Source organism: Paenibacillus sp. Y660 (genome assembly GCF_057221575.1).
In genome coordinates, this window is the sequence record NZ_JBXBBJ010000002.1 from 142,354 (window position 1) to 163,990 (window position 21,637).

A 21,637-nucleotide genomic window follows, 5' to 3' on the forward strand; every position below is an offset into this window, starting at 1 on the left:
CCCTTTCTGTTAGCTTCTTTGTACCCTCGTATGTATGTTGGACTAAATAATGGAAATAAGGCCGCAAATAAATCCGATGATTAACACAATAAAGGCAATCAGCGAAAGGACAAATTTCAGTACACCCTTCGTTTTCAAGCGAGCAAACGTAATTAAAAGGGCCGCAACCGCCATCATCCCAATGCCGAATAGCGAAACCCACATTTTTGTCATTGCATCCATAGTAATTCCATTCTCCTAATCTATATCATAATGAATTCTCACCCATTATAACATCGCATAAAAAAAAGGACAAAAGCTGACAAGGTACATCACCGAATGCGAAAATTCGGAAGTACCCCTAGCTTTTGCCGATAAGCTTTATTTTTTGATCATCATTTTCATGAGAGTTTCCATGCTGTTTGCGCTCATGCCGCTGGCCTTGACTGCTTTGACAATATCGTTGACCGTCGATTCGGTAACCTTGACATTAGCCATATCCGATACCTGCTTGATCAGCTTGCGCAGCTCGGCTTCGTCTTTTATCGTTTCTGCAGTAACGCCGCTTGCCAGTTTTTTGACCGAGTTTTCCGTTATATTCTTGCCGGTTTTTTTGTTAATCGAATTAAGGATGTCTTTGGAAAAGTCCTTCGCCATGCCCTACACCTCCAGGATGCGCTAGTGTCTTGCTCCATGCATCATATGAGGTGGACGTAGGTTTGGTGTAGGCGCTGGTCCTTAGCCTATTTCTTCGATTTCATGCGTGCGAAGCCTTCCCATTAAATGCTCGACAGCCGTTCGCGGTGCTTTATTCGCGAATAAAACATCATAGAGCTCGAACGTGATCGGCATCTCTACCTCATACTGCTTCGCCAGATCAAATGCGGCGCGCGTCGTTCGAACGCCTTCGACAACCATTCCCATGCGGGTGAGCACCTCATCCAAAGGCGAACCGTCAGCCAGCATATAGCCCGCACGCCAATTACGGCTATGCTTGCTCGTGCACGTTACGACAAGGTCGCCAACGCCTGCTAGACCCGCAAAGGTAAGCGGATTCGCCCCCATTGCTGCACCTAGTCTGCCGATCTCGGCCAAACCTCGGGTAAGGAGGGCTGCCTTGGCATTATCGCCAAACTGAAGGCCGTCCGACAATCCCGCTCCAAGCGCAATGATGTTTTTGATCGCCCCAGCTACCTCTACGCCAACGACATCATTGTTCGTATAAACCCGGAAATGCGTATTCATGAGCGCATCCTGTGCTTGCTCCGCCGCTTGAATATCAGTTGAAGCAACAACGACTGTCGTAGGCTGCTTCAAAATCACTTCTTCCGCATGGCTTGGGCCTGACAGCACAACAAGCTGATCGAGCGGACGCCCTAACTCTTCTGAGAGTACGGTCGTCATCCTCTTCAGCGTATCCGTTTCAAAGCCCTTGGTTGCATGTACGACAAGCGTGTCGCTGTGCAGGAACGGTGCAGCTTGCTTCGCTACCTCGCGCATTGCACCCGATGGCGCAACGAACAAGGCGAGCTCAGCATCCTGCAGCGCATGCTTCAAATCCGTCGTAGCATGGATAAGCTCAGGCAGCTTTACGCCTGGCAAAAACTTGCTGTTCTCATGGTTTTGATTAATGCCTGCCGCCTGCTCCGCGCTTCGCGTCCAAAGCTTAACCTGATAGCCATTATTTGCGAGCACAGAAGCAAGCGCCGTTCCCCAGCTTCCCGCAACCAGCACAGCCGCAATTTTCGTTGTTGATGGGTTGCTCATTGTCATCCGACGCTCACTATCCTTTCTTAGCACCTAGCTTGTTTTCCGTTCCTTTGAACAGCTTTACGATATTCGTCCGATGACGTACGAAAGCAAAAATACAAATCAGAACACTTGCACAAAGTAAAGGTACGGAAAAATAAAAGATAGAGATGAATAATGGCGTTAGAGCAGCAAACAGCAATGAGCCGAGGGACACGTACCTCGTTAAAGCAATCGTCACAATAGCAATAATACCAGCGCATAGCGCCGGCAAAAATGCAAGCGTCGCCACAACGCCAACCGTTGTGGCAATTCCCTTGCCTCCCTTGAAGCGGAACCAAATGGGCCAATTATGTCCTATGATGGCCGCAAGACCGCATAGTACTGGAATCCATTCGTTATCGCCAAGAACGCGGCCGATTAATACGGCTGCGATGCCTTTGGCGATATCGAGTACAAATACGAGTATGCCCGGCCCTTTGCCGAGCACCCGCAATGTATTCGTCGCGCCAGCATTACCGCTGCCATGCTGGCGTATGTCGATACCCTTTACCCATTTTGCGATAACGATGCTGAATGAAACTGAACCTAACAAATAGCTTAAAGCAACCGCGATTACTCCGTATAACAAGCTACTTCTCCCCTAATCTTCTTCGGACTTACGACGTGAGAATATTCGTATCGGTGTCCCCTCAAAATTAAATGCAGCACGAATCTTATTTTCCAAATAGCGCTCATACGAGAAATGCATAATTTCCGGATCGTTAACAAAAACAACGATCGTCGGCGGTTTCGTAGCTACCTGTGTAACGTAGTTGATGCGCAGACGCTTGCCCTTGTCGGATGGAGGCGGATTGATCGCCACAGCATCGGAAACAACATCATTAAGCAGATGCGTCTGAATACGCATAGCATGCTGCTCGGATACATGCTTAACGACAGGCAGCAGCTTTTGTAAGCGCTGTTTCGTCAAGGCAGATAGATAAACGATTGGCGCGTAGGACATAAACAAGAAATGATCGCGGATATTTTGCGAGAAATTTTGCATCGTTTTCTCATCCTTATCGACGATATCCCATTTGTTCACAACAAATATCGATGCTTTTCCTGCTTCATGCGCATAACCTGCGATATGCTTGTCCTGCTCGATGATGCCCTCTTCTCCATTAATAAGAACAAGAACGACATCTGCGCGCTCGATCGCTTTCATCGCACGCATAACGCTGTACTTCTCAGTTGATTCATACACCTTGCCGCGTTTGCGCATGCCTGCCGTATCGATCAGAACATATCGCTGTCCATCGCGCTCGAAAGGCGTATCAATTGCATCGCGCGTCGTGCCTGCAACGTCGCTTACGATTACACGATCTTCGCCAAGCAAGGCATTGACTAGCGATGACTTTCCGACATTCGGACGTCCAATAAGGGCAACACGAATGACATCCTCGTCATAGCCGTCATCTGTCAGCTCCGGCAAAAGCTCGACAGCAGCATCAAGCAAATCGCCGATTCCAAGTCCATGCGAGCCGGATATTGCGATTGGCTGGCCAAAGCCAAGTCCATAGAACTCGTAAACCTCGTCCATACGGCCTTCATTATCCACTTTATTAACTGCCAGTACGACAGGCTTGCCAGAACGAAACAGCATTTGAGCAACTTCATCATCCGCATGCGTCAAGCCAGTTTTCGCATCGGCCATAAAGATAATCACGTCTGCCTCTTCAATGGCAAGCTCGGCCTGCATACGAACAGATTTCATAATTTCATCTTCGCCATCAATCTCGATACCACCGGTATCAATAATGCTGAACGATTTTCCATTCCATTCTCCGGTTCCGTAAAGCCTGTCACGAGTGACTCCCGGTTTATCCTCAACAATTGCTAGACGGTCGCCGATAACCCGATTGAATATGGTGGACTTACCCACATTCGGACGACCGACGATAGCGATAACGGGTCTTGCCATAGTTTGTTTTCCACTCCTTCAAAAATACTCACGATAACCATCATAGCAAAAAAGTACGTTCTTGGCTAACTTTTCATATTATCGATGATCGACCAGTATGATTGTGCCATTCTTTAAATCATGCGCGCTTGCATCCAAAATCTTCTCCAAAAGAAAGGAGGTTTCCTCTAATTTATTTTCATTTTCCGCAATAAAAATAGGCGCTCCACCCCCAACCGACTCAGCCCTCAAGGATACGACAGCTACGATTTTAGCCATTCTCGCCTGCCTCCTTCTTGTTTACGGATGCTTCAGACGGCATGCGAACGGCAGATTCCAATATCGGTACCCGCAAAATAACTTCTTTGCCTTTAACCGAATCAAGCTCCTGCGGCAAAATGAACACGGCTAACCGCCCATCCTTGATGTCAAGCTTGGCCATCGGTATTAGTGCAGGTTCCCCGTCGTCCCGGTATACGCCGAGAATAGTAGCCAAATCGTACAGGATCGCTTGACGCTGACCTAGATTGCTCAATGTAACCTTTCCGTTTGAATTGAAGGGAGTCAATATGTATCCCATTCCTCGCTCAGCAATAATTTCTTGATTTGATTTCAAGCCCACATTCATAATATAAACGTCTCCGACGAACAAATCCGGCCCGTCAATCTTAACCTGAGCCGCTTGCACAGCAGCTATATGAGATACGGCTTTTCCTGATTTTAGTTTCTCAACAATAACGAGCGACAAAATTCCGGCTAAAATTCCGATCCAAATATTCACTAATATAGCAAATAAGCTAGTAAGCAATGCTGTCATAATGACTAAGTAATTCCGTCCCTCGAACACCATGGCAATACCCTCAATATAAGTTGAGCCTCGCCCTACAAGCTCCATGCTGTCAATTTTGGTTAATGTCTCGCGCTCCATCTTCCGAACATCTCTAAACTGCTGCGCAGCGAGCGTTAAGAAAGTAATGGCCGTATAATCCTTATTGAATAAAGCAGGAACTGCAACGGCACCAAGTGCCGCTGCAATGACCCCTAAGGATATATGGATAATCTGGCCATGCGGGTAAGTCGGATACTGTCTATAATCCGTCCTCAGCATGAGCAATCGCGAAATGATGCCAAAGGCGATACCTAGCAGCACGCCAATCAAATATTTATTTTCGACCAGATAATGCTGCATTATGAAGGACGTCCTCCTTTAATTTGCCATAGCATAACGCTTAGCTTGGATGTGCCTATCCGAATCGCCTTGAGCATAAGGCTGAACGCTCTGGCTGCAGCCAAAGCAATCCAAAAGCTGTCCCACCAAGATAAAGAACCAAGATGGGCTGTATACGCCCCAGATTGCAGCAGTACATTCAGCGTCTCCCCAAGCACCGCTCCCCAAACGATCATTCCGAATTGATGCTTCACTTGGGAAGTAAATGCGCCGCAAAAAATGCCGGTAAGCAATGGACCATCCCAGCTTGGGTCTATCCAATAAAAGACTGGATCAAAGCTGTACATTTTCCGAATGAAACCCCAAATGGCGGCGATCATCAGCGTACACAAAATCAAATATCCGTAATAGCTCCATTCATCAGATCCTTTATAAGTTAGCAGGCTGGAAATGATAAGGAAGAAAACACTGACATGAATCTCGACCTGAATATGTTCTGAAAATGGTGACCACCAAATCGACATGGTTAGCAGCAAGCCCGTCACGATTCCAAAAATCGCCAGCGAACGACGGCTTATTTCTGGTACAAGATAAGACTTCCAGCCTGTTGCAATCAGGATGAATAAAATTAGAACAATCCACAACGAAATAAATCCAGGATTCATGATATCACCTCTTGTAACCCCTATTATGCACCAAAAAAAAGGAGCTATTCCTGCGATGATTCGCAGAAATAGCTCCTTTGAGTATGAAAGAAATTTATTTAAGGTTTTTAAGCTTATCGCCGAAACGCTCTGCAAGCGAGTAGCTCATGCTCTCGTTGCTCAAGCTTACGTTCGGGTTGTCGATTTTCTCGATTTTTGGCGAACGTGGAGCTCTTTCAGGTCTAGCGCTAGGAGCAGCTTGCTCAGGCGCTTCTTCTGTTTCTTTGATGCTTAGGCTAACGCGTTTCTCAGCCGGGTTAAAGTCAAGAACTTTCGCTTGAACCTCTTGCCCTTCTTGAAGAACTTCGTTAGGAGTCGCAATATGGCGGTGTGCGATTTGCGAGATGTGAACAAGACCTTCAACGCCAGGAGCGATTTCAACGAAAGCTCCGAAAGGAACGATACGGCGAACAGTACCTGTTACGATATCTCCAATTGCGAATTGGCTGCCAGCAGAATCCCAAGGACCTGGTTGAGCGGCTTTCAAGCTAAGGCTGATTTTGCCAGCTGCCGGATCAACTTTAAGTACTTTAACACGGACTGCTTGACCCTCAGCTACAACATCCTTCGGATGTGCAACATGCTGCCATGAAAGCTCCGATACGTGCACAAGGCCGTCAATGCCGCCGATATCAACGAAAGCGCCGAATGGTGTAAGGCGTTGAACTGTACCATCAAGCTCTTGACCAACTTCAAGCGCAGCGATTACTTGTTTCTTGCTTTGCTCGAAATCAGCGTCAAGCACTTCTTTTTGGGACAGGATCACTTTGTTGTTTTCACGGTCGATTTCTTTAACCTTCACGCGAAGCGTGCGGCCTTTGTAATCGGAGAAATCTTCAACAAAGTGGCGCTCAACCATAGATGCAGGAATAAATCCGCGTACGCCTACGTCAGCCACAAGTCCGCCTTTTACGACGTCAGCAACGGCAACTTCAAATACTTCGCCGCTCTCAAAACGTTGTTGAAGCGTATCCCAAGCTTTTTCGCCGTCGACTTGACGTTTGGAGAGAACAAGCTTCTCTTTCTCGTCGTCGATGCTTACTACTTTAAGCTCAACCTCTTGACCGATTTGAACAGCGTCCGTAGCGTTGTCGATCTGCACAGCAGAAAGCTCACGAATAGGAATAACACCGTCATATTTATATCCAAGGCTTACATAAGCTTGGTTATCTTCGATTTTGACGATCGTACCTTTAACGGAATCGCCTTTTTTCAAAGACACGAAATTATCCAAAGCGTCTTGGCTTACTTCTTCCGCCACGGATTCTTGCACATTAGTTTCTTCTGACATTGAAATAACCTCCTCAGTTCTAACCCCAACTTTATTTAAATCCGCAATCGCCTAGAGCGAAAGCAGCATTTAAAACATAAATTAACGATTGCTTGCAGCTAGTTCACGAATGCGAACCATAATAGCGTCTGTTACTTGTTCAAGCATATCTGGCGATGATTCTTCAATAATTGCGGTAAGATCAATAGGCTTGCCATAACAAACAACGATTTTGCTAAATGGCTTATACTTCCCGATTATCGCAACGGGAACGATCACCGCACCGCTTCGTATTGCAATCATTGCAGCGCCCTTCTTAGCCGCTCCAGATTGATTGTTGCGCGAGCCCTCCGGGAATATCCCCATCACATTGCCTTCCTTCAGCATCGTGATTGAAGACTTGATCGCATCCTTGCTCACACCGCCGCGCTTGACCGGAAATGCGCCAAACGAACGAAGGAGAGGACCGAAGACAGGAATTTTGAACAATTCCTCTTTTGCCATAAAATGCACCTTGCGCTTCACTTTGACACCTACAGTAGGCGGATCAAAGTTGCTCAAGTGATTCGAGGCGAGGACGACTGGACCAGTGGCTGGAATATTTTCCGTGCCTCTAGCTTCCAACCGGAATAAAAGCGTGTAAAGAACTCGCAGTATAAAACGGAAAAACACATATGACATAGTTTACTTCGCCTCCGCCATTTTGGTTCGGCTTAATTTCACAATTGATGCAATTACTTCGTCAATTGTCATGGCGGTGCTGTCGAGAACAACCGCGTCAGAAGCGCAGATCAGCGGTGAAATGTCGCGTTGCTCGTCCAAGCGATCACGTGCAGCAATCTCTGCTTCCAATTGGTCAAGCGTGATCGTCTGGCTGTCCACTATTTCACGGTAACGGCGAAGTGCCCGTTCCTTAACGGATGCGGTTAGAAAAATTTTCAATTCCGCGTTAGGCAGTACGTGTGAACCAATATCCCGGCCATCCATGACGACGCCCTTGCGCTCGGCAAGCTTGCGCTGCATGACTCCGAGTACTTCACGTACCGTTTCATTCGCTGCAAAATAAGACACCTGAAGCGTCACCTCGCGCGAGCGAATCAATGCGGTTACATTTTCTCCATTCACAAATACCGACTGACCTTGCTCGCCTGGTGCAAGCTCAATCTCTAAGGATCTTACAAGTTCAGCTAGTTTGGCAGTCTGCTCCACCGTTACGCCTGCTCTCTGCGCGCTCAGTGTTACTGCGCGATACATTGAGCCCGTATCGATATACACATATCCTAGCTGCTCGGCGACTTTTCGCGCGACCGTACTCTTGCCCGCGCCTGCCGGCCCGTCAATGGCAATGTTCATGCGGTCGCTGTCACCTTCGTGATGCACCACCTAAGGTCAACCCCCTTTTAGTAGAGACAGTTGGCCGAATGCACGTAAGAATGCGACGCAAACCTCTCAAGAAAAAAGCAGGCTTTGCCTGCGAACGTGAAAATTATACCACACTATAGAAGCAGATGCAAAAGCCGCGCGTCAGTTCAAGCGGGTTCCTTCCCACTGATCCACGCCCGTTAACCAATGCCGAACAGCATGATTTTGCAAAGCTGCTTGTGAAAATACTAATAAAATGATGAGCCCAATAATGATTTTCCGCAGCAACCGGCTGACTTCCTCCGTCAAATTCAGCATTTGCTTGCGGCTTCTTTTTTTACGTAACAACCGTTGCAGCACATGGCTCGCTCCCTTCCTGTTTCAGGGTAGTTTTCCATGTTTCCCAACAATTATTCATCGATTGCGAAATTCTAGCTGCTTCTCAAAGCAGTACCTTATAACCTTCTGCCGCTCAGAGTCATTGATGCTGGCATATTTGACCATCGCCTGCTTCTTTCCTGACTTAAGCTCGACAACCCGTACAATTTCTCCTTGAAAAAAAGCATGTTCAATCGCGCCGTTTTTATAGGGAACAAGAAGCCAGCAATCCAGTACCTGCTCAGGTGCCAGCTGCCATTTGCTATCGCAAATAAATGATATTCCTCCGCCGCCAACATCATCGGTTTCACAGACGAACCTTACGTGAGTAGACAATTTTACCGCGATTTCAAGCTCAGCCGATACGCGGAGGAAACTACGGCGCTGTACCTTCGTTATGCGGTCTAGTTCTGGTCTGCGGATTTTGATTAGCTTGATGCCATCCTCCATAAAACCGATAACATGCGAATCAAAATAATGTTTAATTCCATCTGCAGAAATAAAAAAAACAGAAAGCTCGTCACCTAGAAAAAGTCGTTTGTAGCGTCCAGATTTCTCATTGATCGGTATCTCTATAAGTAAGCCGTCCTCTTGCTCATCGGCTATCCGCGACTTATATTCAATCGCTGCTTCCTCTTCGTCCGAAGAAGCAATTTGATAATGCAGCATTTGATTCAATTTAGGCAACAAATTGGCTCCCCCCTATTTACATGCATTATAACACGTCGAATTGTGGGGAGCCATATCGTTATTTGTCGGATGCTGCCTTTGAATCGTAAGTAGACATTTCCTCGATCGATTCTTCTACGCCAGTCTGCGAATTTATATATACGCGGTAGAGTGAACCATTGATTTTGCCCATGTACTCGTAGCACAGCACTTCTTCGCCCAAATCATTGTCAATCAGCGCCAGTTGCTCATTTTGAACTTTCATCTCCGGGTTTAATGCTTTGCGCGCATCGGCTTTCGAGAGAATCGGACTTGGCAGCTTGCGCTTGTGATGCTCATAAACATAATCATTGGCCTGCAAGCCTACCGTTTCGCCATTATCGAGCGCGACCTTGACCGTTAGCTTATCGGGGTAAATCAGAACGCCGCTTTGCACATTGACATAGGTGAATGCACCCATATTTTTGAACAAATCGTAGCTGATCGCTTTCATACCGTTAAAGCCGTGTTTATTGAGGAAGGTATCCGCTGATGCTTGCGCCTTCGCCAAATCAACCTTTTTCTCTCCAATATCGCGTGGATTCATAAACCAAATGAGCTGTCCGCCTTTTTTCGTAAAATCCATTTGCAGCTTGTTGTTGCTGCCTATGTTTACGGTAGCGGAATACGAAGAATACTCTGTCCCTTTTCCGTTCTCCACGACGCGGATTTCCGCATCCTTTGCTTCCGTGAATTTTGCGGCAAGCTTTTTGATATCCTCTTCGGTTACCATTTTACCGCCCAGCATTTTGATTGTGCGCTTCTGGTACATGCTGCTGACCGATGGACCCCAGTTGATTTCAGGATACTCGCTGACCTTCTTGTCCACAGTCTTGAAGCCGTCAATGATGACATTGTCTTTGTTTGACTTCTCGGAGGCAAGCGCAATCTCGACGTCCATCCAGCGCAAATGGTTAGCCAGCACTTCTTTTTGCATGCCGGCCAAACTTTTTGATATTTGCTCGGAATTGGCATAGAGCGTCTTCATCGTCTTGAATTCATCTGGCGTAAGCGGCTGCTTCGTCAAATCGCGTACAGCCGTTTTGTACGAGAAGTTAGCGATTCTCGACAAGAAATCTCCCGCTTCATTGAAAGGAAGCAGCGTGAGCGGAAGCTGGTTGATTTCGTTTTGCGCCTCGCTAGTTAAACGCCAGACGTTAACAAGCCCTTTGCGATGATAGCTTTGCGAGGTGGAATTGACAGCAAGCGTATTGCCAAGCTGTTGATGCAGCTGCTCGACATGATAAGTTAAGTCGTGGAACGCACGTTGATACTGGTTTTCAGCTTTTATCAATATCGAGTTTTTTTCTTGATGCTCTTGATAGCCCCAGTAAATTGCGCCGAGAAAAAGCAGGGACATAACCGGAAACAGAATCGAGCTGAGTCGATGGTACATAATACAAAAGCTCCTTTCTTGTGCAAAACCTGGTTTTAGTTTGGTTTGCCCAAGGGAGCTTTATGCATCCATCTATTTAATTGTAATAGCAGCTTTCATTTTGATTAAAATGCATGCTCTTCGATTTCAAGATCGTTTGCGTTATTGCAAATGCATTGCTTGAAGCCAGTATCAATCGAGTCTTTGTCTCTGCGTCCGCGCAGAACAAATTTCTCTCCGCACACGTTGCACCGGATCGTAACCTTAATCCTTGCAGCCTCCATATGCCCCTCCTCAGCCATTATTCGAACGCCATCGTTTCAGGCATTTCTATATAATGTAAGTATGGACGGATCAGCTACAGTTTAATCTCATCCTCGCGTACAAGAAAACGAAAGGGAGAACGGGAATTCGCATGATTCATTTTGCGCAGTCCCCATATCCAAAGGACGATCATAAACGGAATGATGAACCACATCCAATTGGTGCGTACCGTTATCATAATCCAGTCATACGTGCCATGCAGCAATACCGGAAGCACAAGCGATATCGCTAAAAAATATTTGCTCAAATGCTTAGGAGCAAACTTCGCTTTGCCTAAGTAGTAGCCCATCATGATGCCGAACAAGGCATGGCCCGATACTGGAAGGAGCGCTCTTACGAGAAGCGTTCCGAAAGTAGCCGGCGAGTAAATCGCATATAGAACATTTTCGAGCGTAGCAAAGCCTAGCGAAATCGATGAGGCGTACACGATACCGTCATATGGCTCGTCAAACTCGGTATGGTTGTATATGACATGATACAGAACAAACCATTTCACAAATTCCTCGACCCCTGCCGATTCGCCAAATGCAAACCAAACCGAGTGGTCCCCCAGCCATAGCTGCAGACCGCGTTGAATAACCATAATTGGCACGACGACAAGTATGCCGAGCACAAACATTCTGGCAACCATATGGATTGGCTCCGCCTCGTAGCGGTCCCTCAAATATAAATAAGTAAGCAGCGAAACGCCAGGCGCAACGGCCGCAGTCAAAACGGAAAACAAAAGCATTGCGTCCCTACTTTCTTACACCCAGCCACGATAACGAACGGCCTCGGCCATTTTTCGCACGCCAGCCATATAAGCGGCAAGACGCATATCGACCTTTCGAGTGCGGTGTATTTCGTACACATGATTGAAGCCGCGGACCATCATAAGCTTCAGCTTATCATCCACCTCTTGCTCATCCCAGTAGTAGCCTTGATTATTTTGCACCCATTCAAAATAGGACACGATAACGCCGCCGCTGCTCGCGAGCACGTCCGGTATCAGCAGCACGCCTCTTTCGGACAAAATGCGCGTAGCTTCAAGCGTAGTAGGTCCATTCGCAGCCTCTACGATGATGGATGCTCGAATAAGAGAGGCATTTAGCTCCGTAATTTGATTCTCGATTGCCGCGGGCACAAGAACATCGCAATCAAGCTCCAACAGCTCTGAATTCGATATCGTCTTTGGAAATAAATTCGTCACATTGCCAAAGGAATCTCGTCGATCGAGCAAATATTCGATATCAAGCCCTTCTTCATTATACAATGCTCCGTTCACATCGGAAATACCTATTACCCTCGCACCGGCCTCATGCATGAATTTGGCAAGATAGCTTCCAGCATTTCCAAAGCCCTGAATCACGATGCGCGCATCTTTCAGTTCAATCCCTTTAAGGCGAAGCGCCTCGGAAATCATGATGACAACGCCGCGCGCCGTCGCGGTCTCTCTTCCCTTGGAGCCGCCAAGAACAAGCGGCTTTCCGGTAATAAAGCCGGGCGAGTCAAATTCACGGATGCGGCTGTACTCGTCCATCATCCAGGCCATAATCTGCGAATTCGTCATGACATCCGGTGCTGGTATATCTTTGCTTGGCCCAACAATTTGACTGACAGCTCGTACATAACCTCTGCTTAATCGTTCCACCTCGCGGAAGGACATCGTTCTTGGATCGCAAATGACGCCCCCCTTGCCGCCGCCGTAAGGCAGGTCAGCAATTCCGCATTTCAAGCTCATCCATATGGATAAAGCTTTAACTTCGTTTTCCGAGACGTTTGGATGAAAGCGCACGCCGCCCTTCGTTGGTCCAACGGCATCATTATGCTGAGAGCGATATCCAGTGAAAACTTTAGTTGTACCATCATCCATTCTTACTGGAATACGTACGGTCAGCAGCCTCATCGGCTCCTTTAATAGGTCAATCATATCTTGATCATAGCCAAGTCTTCGCAGCGCTTGCTCAATTACGATTTGAGTAGATTTCAGCACATCATTCGCTTCTTTATCACTCATTACATCCACCGCCTTTGTTTACATCTAATACATCTAATATGAACGCCTTTTCTCTACTGTATTCCCTTTTTCATTTAAGTCAATATACAAGAAGAGCATCGTGCAGACAAGATTCAGCCTGCAGATGCTCTTAACATGTTGTTCGCTTAAAATTTAAAATGATTACATATTTCCCGTACCGCTGACTCGGGCATAATCACTTTCCCATATTCTTCAAGCATCGCATAGGTTACTGAAGTCGCTTCACCATACTCTGCAAGCAATGCGATAACAGCATTGTGCCTGGAAACATCGATCAATGCTGGCTCTAACGCTAAAATATACTTGCCATTATAGGAATACAAACGTCCATCCTCGGTGAGAGTGGAGCTTTGCAATTGCTTGCATACCGAGATGACATCCTCAAATTCTCGAAAGGAATACATCACGACATCGCTTTGCTCAAGCGTAACTTCCATCTCATATATTTCATCTTCCGTGTCGTCATCTTCGGTTGCCCGATCAACTGCATGACTGTTCATTTTGCCACGGGTGACAATCACTACCATACCTTGAGCGGGGAGGGCAAACACTTCGACCGCTAATGGGCCGCTGGCATCGAATCCAAGTTCACTATATGCTTGATCCATCATTTCACTGAATAGTTCGTGTACTTTTGGAATTTCGCGCCACATGTCGTCCTTCTGGATCCCCCGTTCCAGCAGGTCGTCGAACGTCAGGAAAATCCGTATCTTATCCTGGCTCAGTCGTTCGATCTTCATGACAGGATCCTCCTCTGCAGCATCTGTTGTAATAACGTATGAATTTTTTAGAAAGATGTGATCAAATTGACCAAATCATACTATGTAACTACTTTATCATTTCTTTTCTTCGAATGCACTAATATTGAATGAAAAAAAAGAATCGTTTGGCCGTTTTGCATCACTGCTTAACGTCCAACGATTCAGCTATCTTGCTGTGTTTTTTAATGGGCAACTGCCGACGATTCCGCCTTGATTTTATCCGTTTCCCGCTTGAGGGCGGGGTCACTATTTACAATAGTTTCAATTTGTCCCCAAGCGGCATCTGATTTTTCGGCGGTATCGTCTGAATGCTTTGGGGCTAGATTTACCGCCTCTTCTTTAAACGATTTGCTCATTATTTTCGAGACCGATTTGCGGGCAACCGACGAGCAAGCATCCGATAATGTGTTTGCTGCCCATGCCACAGCTCCAGGCTTCCTGCGCGAGACATACACGGTAGCAGCCGCACCAATTAATCCACCGACCAAAAAACCACTCAACTTCATGATCACGAACACCTCTTTCCTAGATCATCTTGTGTATTCAGGTGTTAGTTTGACCGTCAGAACAGACCCTCATTCGATATAAAATAAGGAAATCATTCTAGCCCTTTGATTAGGCAAGTATGATACAATGATGTCGATTTAGCTTGAATGACAATTTGCCATGGAGGTCCATCACAATGAAGCGAATCACTCTAACGATCAGCATCCTGCTAATTGGTGCAATGCTGGCATCCTGCTCTGCACAGCAGCCTGACGAGAATTTTCCTGCTTCAGGAGAAGCCGAAGCGACGATGCAGCCTGCTGCTTCACCAGCTCCTGTAAGGCTAGAGGATAATGGAAATACGCCGGAAACGATACAGCCTGCTGAAACGAATGCTCCTGTCAGCAAGGATGAGACGCTGAATGCTCCTTTATATCGAATGAACGAAGCCTATCGCCTCGTACCGATCGAGGAAAGCACACCGAGCAAGGTCGTATTGCTGACCTTTGATGACGGACCGAAGGATGAAGCGGTACTGACAAGCATACTAGACACGCTTGATAAGCATAAGGCGAAAGCTATCTTTTTCGTTAACGGCTATCGGATCAAGCAAAACCCTGAGCTGCTCCAACTCATCAAAAATCGTGAACAGGCAATCGGGAACCATTCCTGGGACCATATTAATCTAAAAGATGAAAACAAATCGGTCGTTGAAAAACAAATCGGTGACGTTCAATCTGATATTGATAACTTAATCGGACAAAAACCTGTATTTTTTAGACCGCCCTACGGCTCAGGCGGAGAAGTCGTGAAGGAAACAGCAAAAAACCACGGCATGCTTTACATGACGTGGTCGAATGGTTCCCTTGATTGGGATAAAACGGCTAAAGATAAGCCGGATGTAGTCATCAAAAACGTGCTCGAGCAGCTCCATCCCGGAGCCAATATATTGATGCATGAGCTGCAATGGACAGCAGATGCGCTTGAGGAATTGTTGACGACACTAGAGAGTAAAGGCTACGGGTTTATTGACCCAGCTGCAATAGAGCTTATTCGCTAAATTTTAGGCCGTACCAGAACAAGCCCCCCACCAGACAAACGAACAATAAAAATAAAAGATTATAATACCATTTTGTTACTTTATTAATGCTGGAAGGATGTTTTCTCCGCCTTGGCGGCAGAGCCTCACCTTCATTGGAATCCGTTCCGATGATTGACGGCTCCGCCGTCATTTCTGGCTGCCTTGCCACCCTCGGGCTTCCAAATTTCTCTTTCCTGCTCATGACTCCCTCCTGAATCGTATAATTAACCCCATTATGAAATCAATTAGAAAATGCGCGATAATCGGTGCCAATATAGAACCAGATTGTATATAGATCCAACCCAAGCCGTAGCTAATCGAGAAAACGAGACCTGTTGGAATCCAGTGCTTTAAATACCTTACATGTATCGTAGCAAAAATAATGCTTGTCCAATAGGGACCAATGGCATGCTGCAGCGCCCCGCGAAATAGAAGCTCCTCGCATACCGCGACTACGAATGAAAGAACAGCAATATGCCAGATTGGTCGAGTTCGGAAAATTCGGTCGTTGACACCGCCGTCGTCAGCCGCTTCTTCTGGAACAAAACGGGAAATCAGTAGATCCACAACGATAACAGCGGCAGCGAGCCCAAGTCCCCAATATACAAATGCAAGCTCTTTAGGAGGCGTAAATAATCGGATCACATTTTGATGCTGAAATAAAACCCATATCAAACCGATAATAAAAGTAACAGCCTGTGTAGTATATAGATTGATAAGGAGCATACGGTCATCTAGATCATCCACGGACACCTTGCGAATGCGAATATTGCGAATATCAAATTTCTTCATAGCTTCCCGCCTGTCTGAATCATTCATATTTTCTTTTTCGACCTTTTCACCTATACTGGTAGAGCAATTCGACAGCATAATTTTTTTACATAGAAGGAGATAAAGGAAGAGATGGAAAAAAGATTAACGACCACCGCAATGCTATTTAGTATTGGATTTGTGTTTATGCTTATTTGTACGGTTGGAGCGTTCTTTTACGGCGTTCAAATCGGTACAGAAAAGACAGAAGCAAAATACGTGACCAAGGACGATGGCTCGAAGAAGGCGACTGCATCTGTAAACCCTTATCAGCAGCAAGATCTAGTTTCTTTCTATCATACTGTATTTTTGCCTTATCGTGAATTTCAAAACGAATGGTTCGCAGCCATGAATAAATTGTCGCAAGGAAAAACAAGCGAAGCAACTTCCATGTTCAAGGATTTGGCCAATCTTGCCAATGCGAAATCAAAGGATGTGAGCTCGGTTGACATGCAAAAGTCTCCTCTGCTTGGACAATCACAGGTTAGCTACATTCGCAGCCTAAAGCTGTTTGAAGAAGCAGCAGACAAAGCGGCGATCAGCGCAAAAACATTGTCGTTCAACGAGCTTAAGAAAAATGTTGAGCAGGAGAAAACCTATCTCTCCGCCTCTCAGTTTGCGCTTAGCGCGCAGCAAGCCTATTATTCAGCTATGCTGAAGTGGTCAGCAACGGTTGATCTTAATATTCCTGGGGATTTCAAATCTCCCGCGCTGCTAGAGCTAAAGACGTGGAAAAGCCTTCCTATTACGATAAAAAACAAGCTGATAGCCGATCAGCTCATGACGCGCAAAAAGCTGACTCCCTACTATCCGCAGGATTTGACCAGCCGTGTTGACGAATTCGTCCTATCCGGACAAGCTGCAAAAATGAAGATGCGTACCTTGTCAGCGGTCGTTGATCTCCTCATTAATACGGAGGCCGTGCGCACTGGCGATTTTATGGAGAGCAAATCACGACTATACCAGAAGGCCCTTCTGCCTCAGCTTCCGTTTTTCTATCCAGAAACCAAATAGCCATTCTAAAGGATGCAACGATTAATCGTATTGAAATCCTTTTAACGAGGCTATAGCTGCCATCCCGCCTTCAACGTTGTGGAGGCCGCTGTAGCCTTGTTCTTCTAAGTAATTGCAAACCGCAGCACTGCGAACCCCATGTGCGCAAACGATGTAAATAGGCTTTGAATCATCAATTTCGCCTATGCGTGCCGGGATCGAATTCATCGGGATCAACACCGAAGGCTCCAAATGATAAATATCCCATTCAAACGCTTCTCTCACATCTATGATTTGTTTCCCGTCAACTTGTCCATTCTCCAGCAAATCAAGCAGATGTTGAGGAGTCATATTTTGCCAATTATTCATGCATAATGGCCCCCTATGTCATATTATGTTGTTAATGATGCTTGAATCATAACGAAATTTTCACAATTCAGCAAGTTTGAGGATTGCTTTTGTCCACTGCCTTGCATTAAAATAGTAAAGTCTGAGATCGATGATCAAACTCTCGTCCCGCTGCTGCATATCGGTGCCGGTAAGAGGGTTTTTCTGTTCATATTCAGCGAGGCGTCATAGCTTCGCCCCAATTAGGAGGCATACTTCACATGTTTAAAGTGTTAGTTTCCGATCCAATCAGCGATTTGGGCATTCAGCAGCTTGTTGATGCGTCTGATGTCGCAGTCGACAAAAAACCTGGACTAAGCGAAGACGAATTGGTTGCCATTATCGGCGAATACGATGCATTGCTTGTTCGCAGCCAAACGCGCGTAACACCAAAAATTATGGAGGCCGGCAAGCAGCTCAAAGTTGTTGGACGTGCAGGCGTCGGCGTTGATAACATCGACCTTGAAGCCGCAACTCAGCGCGGTATCATCGTAATCAATGCACCAGACGGCAATACCATTACGACTTGTGAGCATACTTTTGCGATGATGATGGCGGTTGCTAGGCATATCCCGCAAGCGTACATGAAAACCGTTAATGGGACATGGGATCGCAAATCGTTCCTAGGCGTTGAGCTTCGCGGCAAAACGCTTGGCGTACTTGGCATGGGCCGTATCGGAAGCGAAGTTGCTAAACGCGCTAAAGCTTTCGGCATGGAAATTATGGGCTACGACCCGTTTATGACGGAAGAAAGAGCGGAGAAAATCGGCGTTAAGCTAGCTAGCGTGGACGAGATCGTTCGCAATGCTGATTTCATGACGGTACATACGCCGCTCACTCCTGAAACTCGTCATATGATCGGCAAAGCACAATTTGAAGTAATGAAGCCTGGCATGCGTATCGTAAACTGCGCACGTGGCGGCATCATTGATGAAATCGCATTGGTTGACGCTGTAGATGCTGGAATTGTAGCTGGCGCAGCATTTGACGTATTTGAGGTAGAGCCTCCTGCAGAGGATCATCCTTTCCTTACTCATCCTAAAATTATCGTAACACCGCATCTTGGCGCATCTACTGTTGAAGCGCAAGAGAACGTAGCGATCGATGTATCGGAGCAAGTGCTTCACATCCTTCGCAACGAGCCGTTTATCAATGCGGTTAACATGCCTCCGATTCCGGCAAATCTGCAAAGCATCCTTCAGCCTTACTTTACGCTTGGCGAGAAGCTTGGCAGCTTCATTTCACAATCGACAGAAGACGCAGTAATCGAAATCGTAGTTGGGTATGCAGGTGAGCTTGCAGAGGTTGATACTCAGCCGCTTACACGCCATATCGTTCGCGGTGTTCTTGCTCATCACCTTGGCTCAGAGAATGTCAATGTGGTTAACTCCTTGCACCTTGCGAAAGTACGCGACGTGAATATCGTTATTCAAAAGTCGCATGCTTCGAAGGACTTCACAAACCTTGTAACGGTAGCCCTTCGCACGAAGAGGGAAGAGCGCGTTGTATCGGGTACATTGCTGACGGGCTACGGTCCTCGCATCGTACAGATCGACAAGTTCCCTGTCGACGTTACACCAGAAGGAAACCTGATTCTTATCTCGCATAACGATAAGCCTGGTATTATCGGACGCGTAGGAACGCTGCTTGGCAATAATGACGTTAACATCGCTACGATGCAAGTAGGTCGTCAGCTTGTTGGCGGATCTGCCATTATGGTGCTGAGAGTCGATAAGGCTACGCCTAAAAATGTGCTTGAGCAGCTTACGAGCATGCCTGAGCTGAATACAGCTAAAGAAATTACACTATTTTAGTAGTAGGTAACAAAATGCTTAAAAGAGCCAATCGGGTGACCGATTGGCTCTTTTTGTTTCACGAACAACAAGAATTATCTGCTGTATTCTACAAAAAAAGCGTTCCCGAAGGAACGCCGTGACAACTATTGATGCGCTTCGACAGGAAGCAGAAGCGTAAACGATGTTCCCGAACCGGAACTGCTTTCGACAACGATACGTCCATGATGGAGATCAATTAAGTTTTTGACGATGGCTAGTCCTAGTCCAGTCCCGCTCGAAGCTCCCCGTTTGCGTGCTTTATCTGCCTTGTAGAAGCGTTCAAATATATAAGGAACGTCTTCGCTAGGGATGCCTTGTCCTTCGTCTCTAACACTCAGCTGAACATATAAGCTGTCATTTACATTTTCAAGCTGTCCAGCTAGTGTAATGGACTTTCCTGAAGGCGTATGCCTTAAGGCGTTATCAAGCAAATTTGTCAACACCTGCTCAAGCCGATCTTCGTCAGCTTCCTTGACGATAAGAGGCTCTAGCGGCAGCTCTGCCACCAGTTTAACCTCGCGCTCCTTCGCATACACTTGGAACTTCCGATGCACTCGCTTTAAGACATGCTTCAAATCAACCTCTTGAAAATTCATGCCCACATGTCCAGCTTCCATACGAGCGATATCCAGAAAATCATTGACAAGCCTGCCCATTCGAAGCGATTCATCATAAATGACTTGAACGAGCTCCTTGCGGTCTTCCTCGGATACAACGATATCGTCAAGAAGCGCTTCGCTGTAGCCTTGCAGCATAGACAGAGGCGTCCTAATCTCATGCGAGATGTTCGCGACAAAGTCACGCCTAAGCTTCTCCAGCTTATGCTCCTCCGTCACGTTCCGAATAACGGCAACCGCTCCCCGAACAACGCCTTTGGATTGCAATGGCGCCATAACAACGGACCATACATTGCTGAGCACATGAATCTTATCCGTCGCGTCGCGCCCCTCTTCCATGACGCTCTGAAACAAATCGCGCAGCGGCATCGGAACTTCAGAATTGGATGAATAGCTGTCATACATATCCTCTTGCCAAGCAAGCTCTACACCAGACCATTGATTAATTAGCAAATGTCCGCTTGGATTCGTAAGAATCACCTTGCCATTCGCATCGAACGTCATAACCGAATCACCCATACTCCGTAAAATGCTGGCAAGATGGTTTTTCTCATGATTCAAGTCATGAATAAGCTTATCCAGCTGCTCTGTCATATGGTTAAACGTATTTGCAAGCTCTCCGATCTCATCGCTGGAGCGAATATTCACTCTGGTCGAATAATTTCCTTGAGAGATCGAAACAGCGGCATCCTTAAGCTGCAACAGCGGCTGTTGAATCTTTTTGGATAAGAAGAAAGCAAAGAATGTCGATAATAAAAAACCAACAATCGCCGTAAGGACAAATAACACTTTTACTTGATGAGAGCTGCCATGCGATTTATCATCAAACCAAATATCGACATACTGGAGAAGAAAAACACCTACAATAAGCAATACGACTGCAACGAGCAGCATAATCGTCGCCCAAAGCTTCCCGACTACACTGCGCCACAGCTTTCCGATCAAGCGATGCCACCACTTCATTTACTTAGGCACCTCAAGCTTGTAGCCGACACCCCAAACCGTCGTTATCATCGATGCAGCATCGGGCGATACTTTGTTCAGCTTCTCGCGAAGACGCTTCACATGCGTGTCGACCGTTCGCAAATCGCCAAAAAACTCATAGTTCCAAACATCCTTAAGCAGCTCCTCGCGCGAGAAAACCTTATCTGGCGATACGGCCAAGTAATGAAGCAGCTCATACTCCTTAGGTGTTAAGCTTACTTCCTGACCGCCTGCTGTTACGCGGTGCGCATCATGCTCAATCACAAGATGCGGAAATACGATGTTGTTGCTCGAATTAATTTCTTTCGTAAGAAACGCTGTAGCCGATGAACGTCTCAATATCGCTTTTACGCGGTAAATGACCTCGCGAGGGCTGAACGGCTTTACGACATAATCATCCGCTCCAACCTCAAAGCCTTGCACTCGGTTCATCTCTTCGCCTTTTGCGGTTAGCATAATGACAGGAGTTGCCTTCACTTGGCGCAGACGCGAGCACACTTCAACCCCATCGATTCCCGGAAGCATCACATCCAGCAAGATGAGCGCATAATCGGTATTCGAGGCAAGCCTTAGCGCGGTTTCACCGTCTTCCGCCTCGTCGATTGTGTAGCCTTCCTTCTCTAAATACATTTTGAGCAAACGACGAATGCGTTCTTCATCATCTACGACCAAAATACGGCTTGAATAATCAGACATAGGGCACT

The 21,637-nt window shown here is 46.6% G+C and carries 27 protein-coding genes; 3 read left to right on the forward strand and 24 right to left on the reverse strand.

What is annotated here, in order from left to right; all coding sequences use genetic code 11:
- Positions 1 to 42: 42 nt before the first annotated feature.
- The 19 genes from AC2TDN_RS03520 to AC2TDN_RS03610 all read right to left on the reverse strand — a co-directional run bounded on the left by AC2TDN_RS03520 (position 43) and on the right by AC2TDN_RS03610 (position 14,246).
- Positions 43 to 222 (reverse strand): DUF2768 family protein, encoded by a 180-nt coding sequence (locus tag AC2TDN_RS03520; protein WP_482067131.1) that lies wholly within the window; start codon positions 220 to 222, stop codon positions 43 to 45.
- A gap of 138 nt (positions 223 to 360) precedes the next feature.
- On the reverse strand, positions 361 to 636 hold the full coding sequence (locus tag AC2TDN_RS03525) for a stage VI sporulation protein F (protein WP_482067130.1): 276 nt from the start codon (positions 634 to 636) through the stop codon (positions 361 to 363).
- Positions 637 to 717: 81 nt separating this feature from the next.
- Positions 718 to 1,752 carry an NAD(P)H-dependent glycerol-3-phosphate dehydrogenase gene (locus AC2TDN_RS03530; protein ID WP_482067129.1) on the reverse strand — a complete coding sequence of 345 codons (1,035 nt, stop codon included), beginning with the start codon at positions 1,750 to 1,752 and terminating at the stop codon, positions 718 to 720.
- A 10-nt stretch (positions 1,753 to 1,762) separates the two neighbouring features.
- Positions 1,763 to 2,359 (reverse strand): glycerol-3-phosphate 1-O-acyltransferase PlsY, encoded by a 597-nt coding sequence (gene plsY, locus AC2TDN_RS03535; RefSeq protein WP_484687034.1) that lies wholly within the window; start codon positions 2,357 to 2,359, stop codon positions 1,763 to 1,765.
- Positions 2,360 to 2,371: 12 nt separating this feature from the next.
- On the reverse strand, positions 2,372 to 3,694 hold the full coding sequence (gene der / locus AC2TDN_RS03540; protein ID WP_482067127.1) for a ribosome biogenesis GTPase Der: 1,323 nt from the start codon (positions 3,692 to 3,694) through the stop codon (positions 2,372 to 2,374).
- A 78-nt stretch (positions 3,695 to 3,772) separates the two neighbouring features.
- Positions 3,773 to 3,952: a capping complex subunit for YIEGIA gene (locus tag AC2TDN_RS03545; RefSeq protein ID WP_482067126.1), complete on the reverse strand. Its 180-nt coding sequence runs from the start codon at positions 3,950 to 3,952 to the stop codon at positions 3,773 to 3,775.
- On the reverse strand, positions 3,945 to 4,862 hold the full coding sequence (locus AC2TDN_RS03550; protein WP_482067125.1) for a YIEGIA family protein: 918 nt from the start codon (positions 4,860 to 4,862) through the stop codon (positions 3,945 to 3,947). Before AC2TDN_RS03550 ends, AC2TDN_RS03545 begins: the two co-directional genes overlap by 8 nt.
- Positions 4,862 to 5,506 (reverse strand): YphA family membrane protein, encoded by a 645-nt coding sequence (locus AC2TDN_RS03555; RefSeq protein ID WP_482067124.1) that lies wholly within the window; start codon positions 5,504 to 5,506, stop codon positions 4,862 to 4,864. Before AC2TDN_RS03555 ends, AC2TDN_RS03550 begins: the two co-directional genes overlap by 1 nt.
- A 94-nt stretch (positions 5,507 to 5,600) precedes the next feature.
- Complete coding sequence (gene rpsA / locus AC2TDN_RS03560) at positions 5,601 to 6,836, reverse strand: 30S ribosomal protein S1 (RefSeq protein ID WP_482067123.1); 1,236 nt, start codon at positions 6,834 to 6,836, stop codon at positions 5,601 to 5,603.
- Positions 6,837 to 6,917: 81 nt separating this feature from the next.
- Positions 6,918 to 7,496, reverse strand: a complete 579-nt coding sequence (locus tag AC2TDN_RS03565) for a lysophospholipid acyltransferase family protein (protein WP_482067122.1) — start codon at positions 7,494 to 7,496, stop codon at positions 6,918 to 6,920.
- 3 nt (positions 7,497 to 7,499) lie between these two features.
- A complete protein-coding gene (cmk, locus tag AC2TDN_RS03570; RefSeq protein WP_482067175.1) occupies positions 7,500 to 8,168 on the reverse strand; it encodes a (d)CMP kinase in 669 nt (222 codons plus the stop codon).
- Between the two features lie 171 nt (positions 8,169 to 8,339).
- Positions 8,340 to 8,537, reverse strand: a complete 198-nt coding sequence (locus AC2TDN_RS03575) for a hypothetical protein (RefSeq protein WP_482067121.1) — start codon at positions 8,535 to 8,537, stop codon at positions 8,340 to 8,342.
- 54 nt (positions 8,538 to 8,591) lie between these two features.
- Positions 8,592 to 9,245 carry a flagellar brake protein gene (locus AC2TDN_RS03580; protein WP_482067120.1) on the reverse strand — a complete coding sequence of 218 codons (654 nt, stop codon included), beginning with the start codon at positions 9,243 to 9,245 and terminating at the stop codon, positions 8,592 to 8,594.
- Positions 9,246 to 9,303: 58 nt separating this feature from the next.
- On the reverse strand, positions 9,304 to 10,659 hold the full coding sequence (gene ypeB, locus AC2TDN_RS03585; RefSeq protein ID WP_484687035.1) for a germination protein YpeB: 1,356 nt from the start codon (positions 10,657 to 10,659) through the stop codon (positions 9,304 to 9,306).
- Between the two features lie 104 nt (positions 10,660 to 10,763).
- The gene (locus tag AC2TDN_RS03590; RefSeq protein WP_482067118.1) at positions 10,764 to 10,922 is read right to left on the reverse strand and encodes a hypothetical protein; all 159 of its coding nucleotides are present in this window, start codon (positions 10,920 to 10,922) and stop codon (positions 10,764 to 10,766) included.
- A 74-nt stretch (positions 10,923 to 10,996) separates the two neighbouring features.
- Positions 10,997 to 11,692: a glutamic-type intramembrane protease PrsW gene (prsW, locus tag AC2TDN_RS03595; RefSeq protein WP_482067117.1), complete on the reverse strand. Its 696-nt coding sequence runs from the start codon at positions 11,690 to 11,692 to the stop codon at positions 10,997 to 10,999.
- 15 nt (positions 11,693 to 11,707) lie between these two features.
- A complete protein-coding gene (locus AC2TDN_RS03600) occupies positions 11,708 to 12,958 on the reverse strand; it encodes a Glu/Leu/Phe/Val family dehydrogenase (RefSeq protein ID WP_482067116.1) in 1,251 nt (416 codons plus the stop codon).
- Positions 12,959 to 13,104: 146 nt separating this feature from the next.
- Complete coding sequence (locus AC2TDN_RS03605) at positions 13,105 to 13,719, reverse strand: genetic competence negative regulator (protein ID WP_482067115.1); 615 nt, start codon at positions 13,717 to 13,719, stop codon at positions 13,105 to 13,107.
- Between the two features lie 203 nt (positions 13,720 to 13,922).
- Positions 13,923 to 14,246 carry a hypothetical protein gene (locus AC2TDN_RS03610; RefSeq protein ID WP_484687036.1) on the reverse strand — a complete coding sequence of 108 codons (324 nt, stop codon included), beginning with the start codon at positions 14,244 to 14,246 and terminating at the stop codon, positions 13,923 to 13,925.
- 176 nt (positions 14,247 to 14,422) lie between these two features.
- Here AC2TDN_RS03610 and AC2TDN_RS03615 point away from each other — a divergent pair, with 176 nt between their 5' ends.
- Positions 14,423 to 15,286, forward strand: a complete 864-nt coding sequence (locus AC2TDN_RS03615; RefSeq protein ID WP_484687037.1) for a polysaccharide deacetylase family protein — start codon at positions 14,423 to 14,425, stop codon at positions 15,284 to 15,286.
- Here AC2TDN_RS03615 and AC2TDN_RS03620 read toward each other — a convergent pair.
- Positions 15,276 to 15,509, reverse strand: coding sequence for a hypothetical protein (locus tag AC2TDN_RS03620; protein ID WP_484687038.1), 234 nt, complete (start codon positions 15,507 to 15,509; stop codon positions 15,276 to 15,278). The genes AC2TDN_RS03615 and AC2TDN_RS03620 overlap by 11 nt on opposite strands.
- Positions 15,506 to 16,099: a CPBP family intramembrane glutamic endopeptidase gene (locus tag AC2TDN_RS03625; RefSeq protein WP_484687039.1), complete on the reverse strand. Its 594-nt coding sequence runs from the start codon at positions 16,097 to 16,099 to the stop codon at positions 15,506 to 15,508. Before AC2TDN_RS03625 ends, AC2TDN_RS03620 begins: the two co-directional genes overlap by 4 nt.
- 111 nt (positions 16,100 to 16,210) lie before the next feature.
- Between AC2TDN_RS03625 and AC2TDN_RS03630 the strand changes: the two genes are divergently transcribed.
- Positions 16,211 to 17,131: a hypothetical protein gene (locus AC2TDN_RS03630; protein ID WP_482067110.1), complete on the forward strand. Its 921-nt coding sequence runs from the start codon at positions 16,211 to 16,213 to the stop codon at positions 17,129 to 17,131.
- Positions 17,132 to 17,152: 21 nt separating this feature from the next.
- Here the strand turns inward: AC2TDN_RS03630 and AC2TDN_RS03635 are convergent, their stop codons facing one another.
- Complete coding sequence (locus tag AC2TDN_RS03635; protein ID WP_484687040.1) at positions 17,153 to 17,479, reverse strand: rhodanese-like domain-containing protein; 327 nt, start codon at positions 17,477 to 17,479, stop codon at positions 17,153 to 17,155.
- 239 nt (positions 17,480 to 17,718) lie between these two features.
- Between AC2TDN_RS03635 and serA the strand changes: the two genes are divergently transcribed.
- The gene (gene serA, locus AC2TDN_RS03640; protein WP_484687041.1) at positions 17,719 to 19,311 is read left to right on the forward strand and encodes a phosphoglycerate dehydrogenase; all 1,593 of its coding nucleotides are present in this window, start codon (positions 17,719 to 17,721) and stop codon (positions 19,309 to 19,311) included.
- Between the two features lie 125 nt (positions 19,312 to 19,436).
- On the opposite strand, the gene AC2TDN_RS03645 is transcribed toward serA, so the two are convergent.
- Entirely contained in the window at positions 19,437 to 20,912 is a 1,476-nt protein-coding gene (locus AC2TDN_RS03645) for a HAMP domain-containing sensor histidine kinase (RefSeq protein WP_484687042.1), read from the reverse strand.
- Complete coding sequence (locus tag AC2TDN_RS03650) at positions 20,913 to 21,629, reverse strand: response regulator transcription factor (RefSeq protein WP_053376699.1); 717 nt, start codon at positions 21,627 to 21,629, stop codon at positions 20,913 to 20,915.
- Between the last annotated feature and the right edge of the window lie 8 nt (positions 21,630 to 21,637).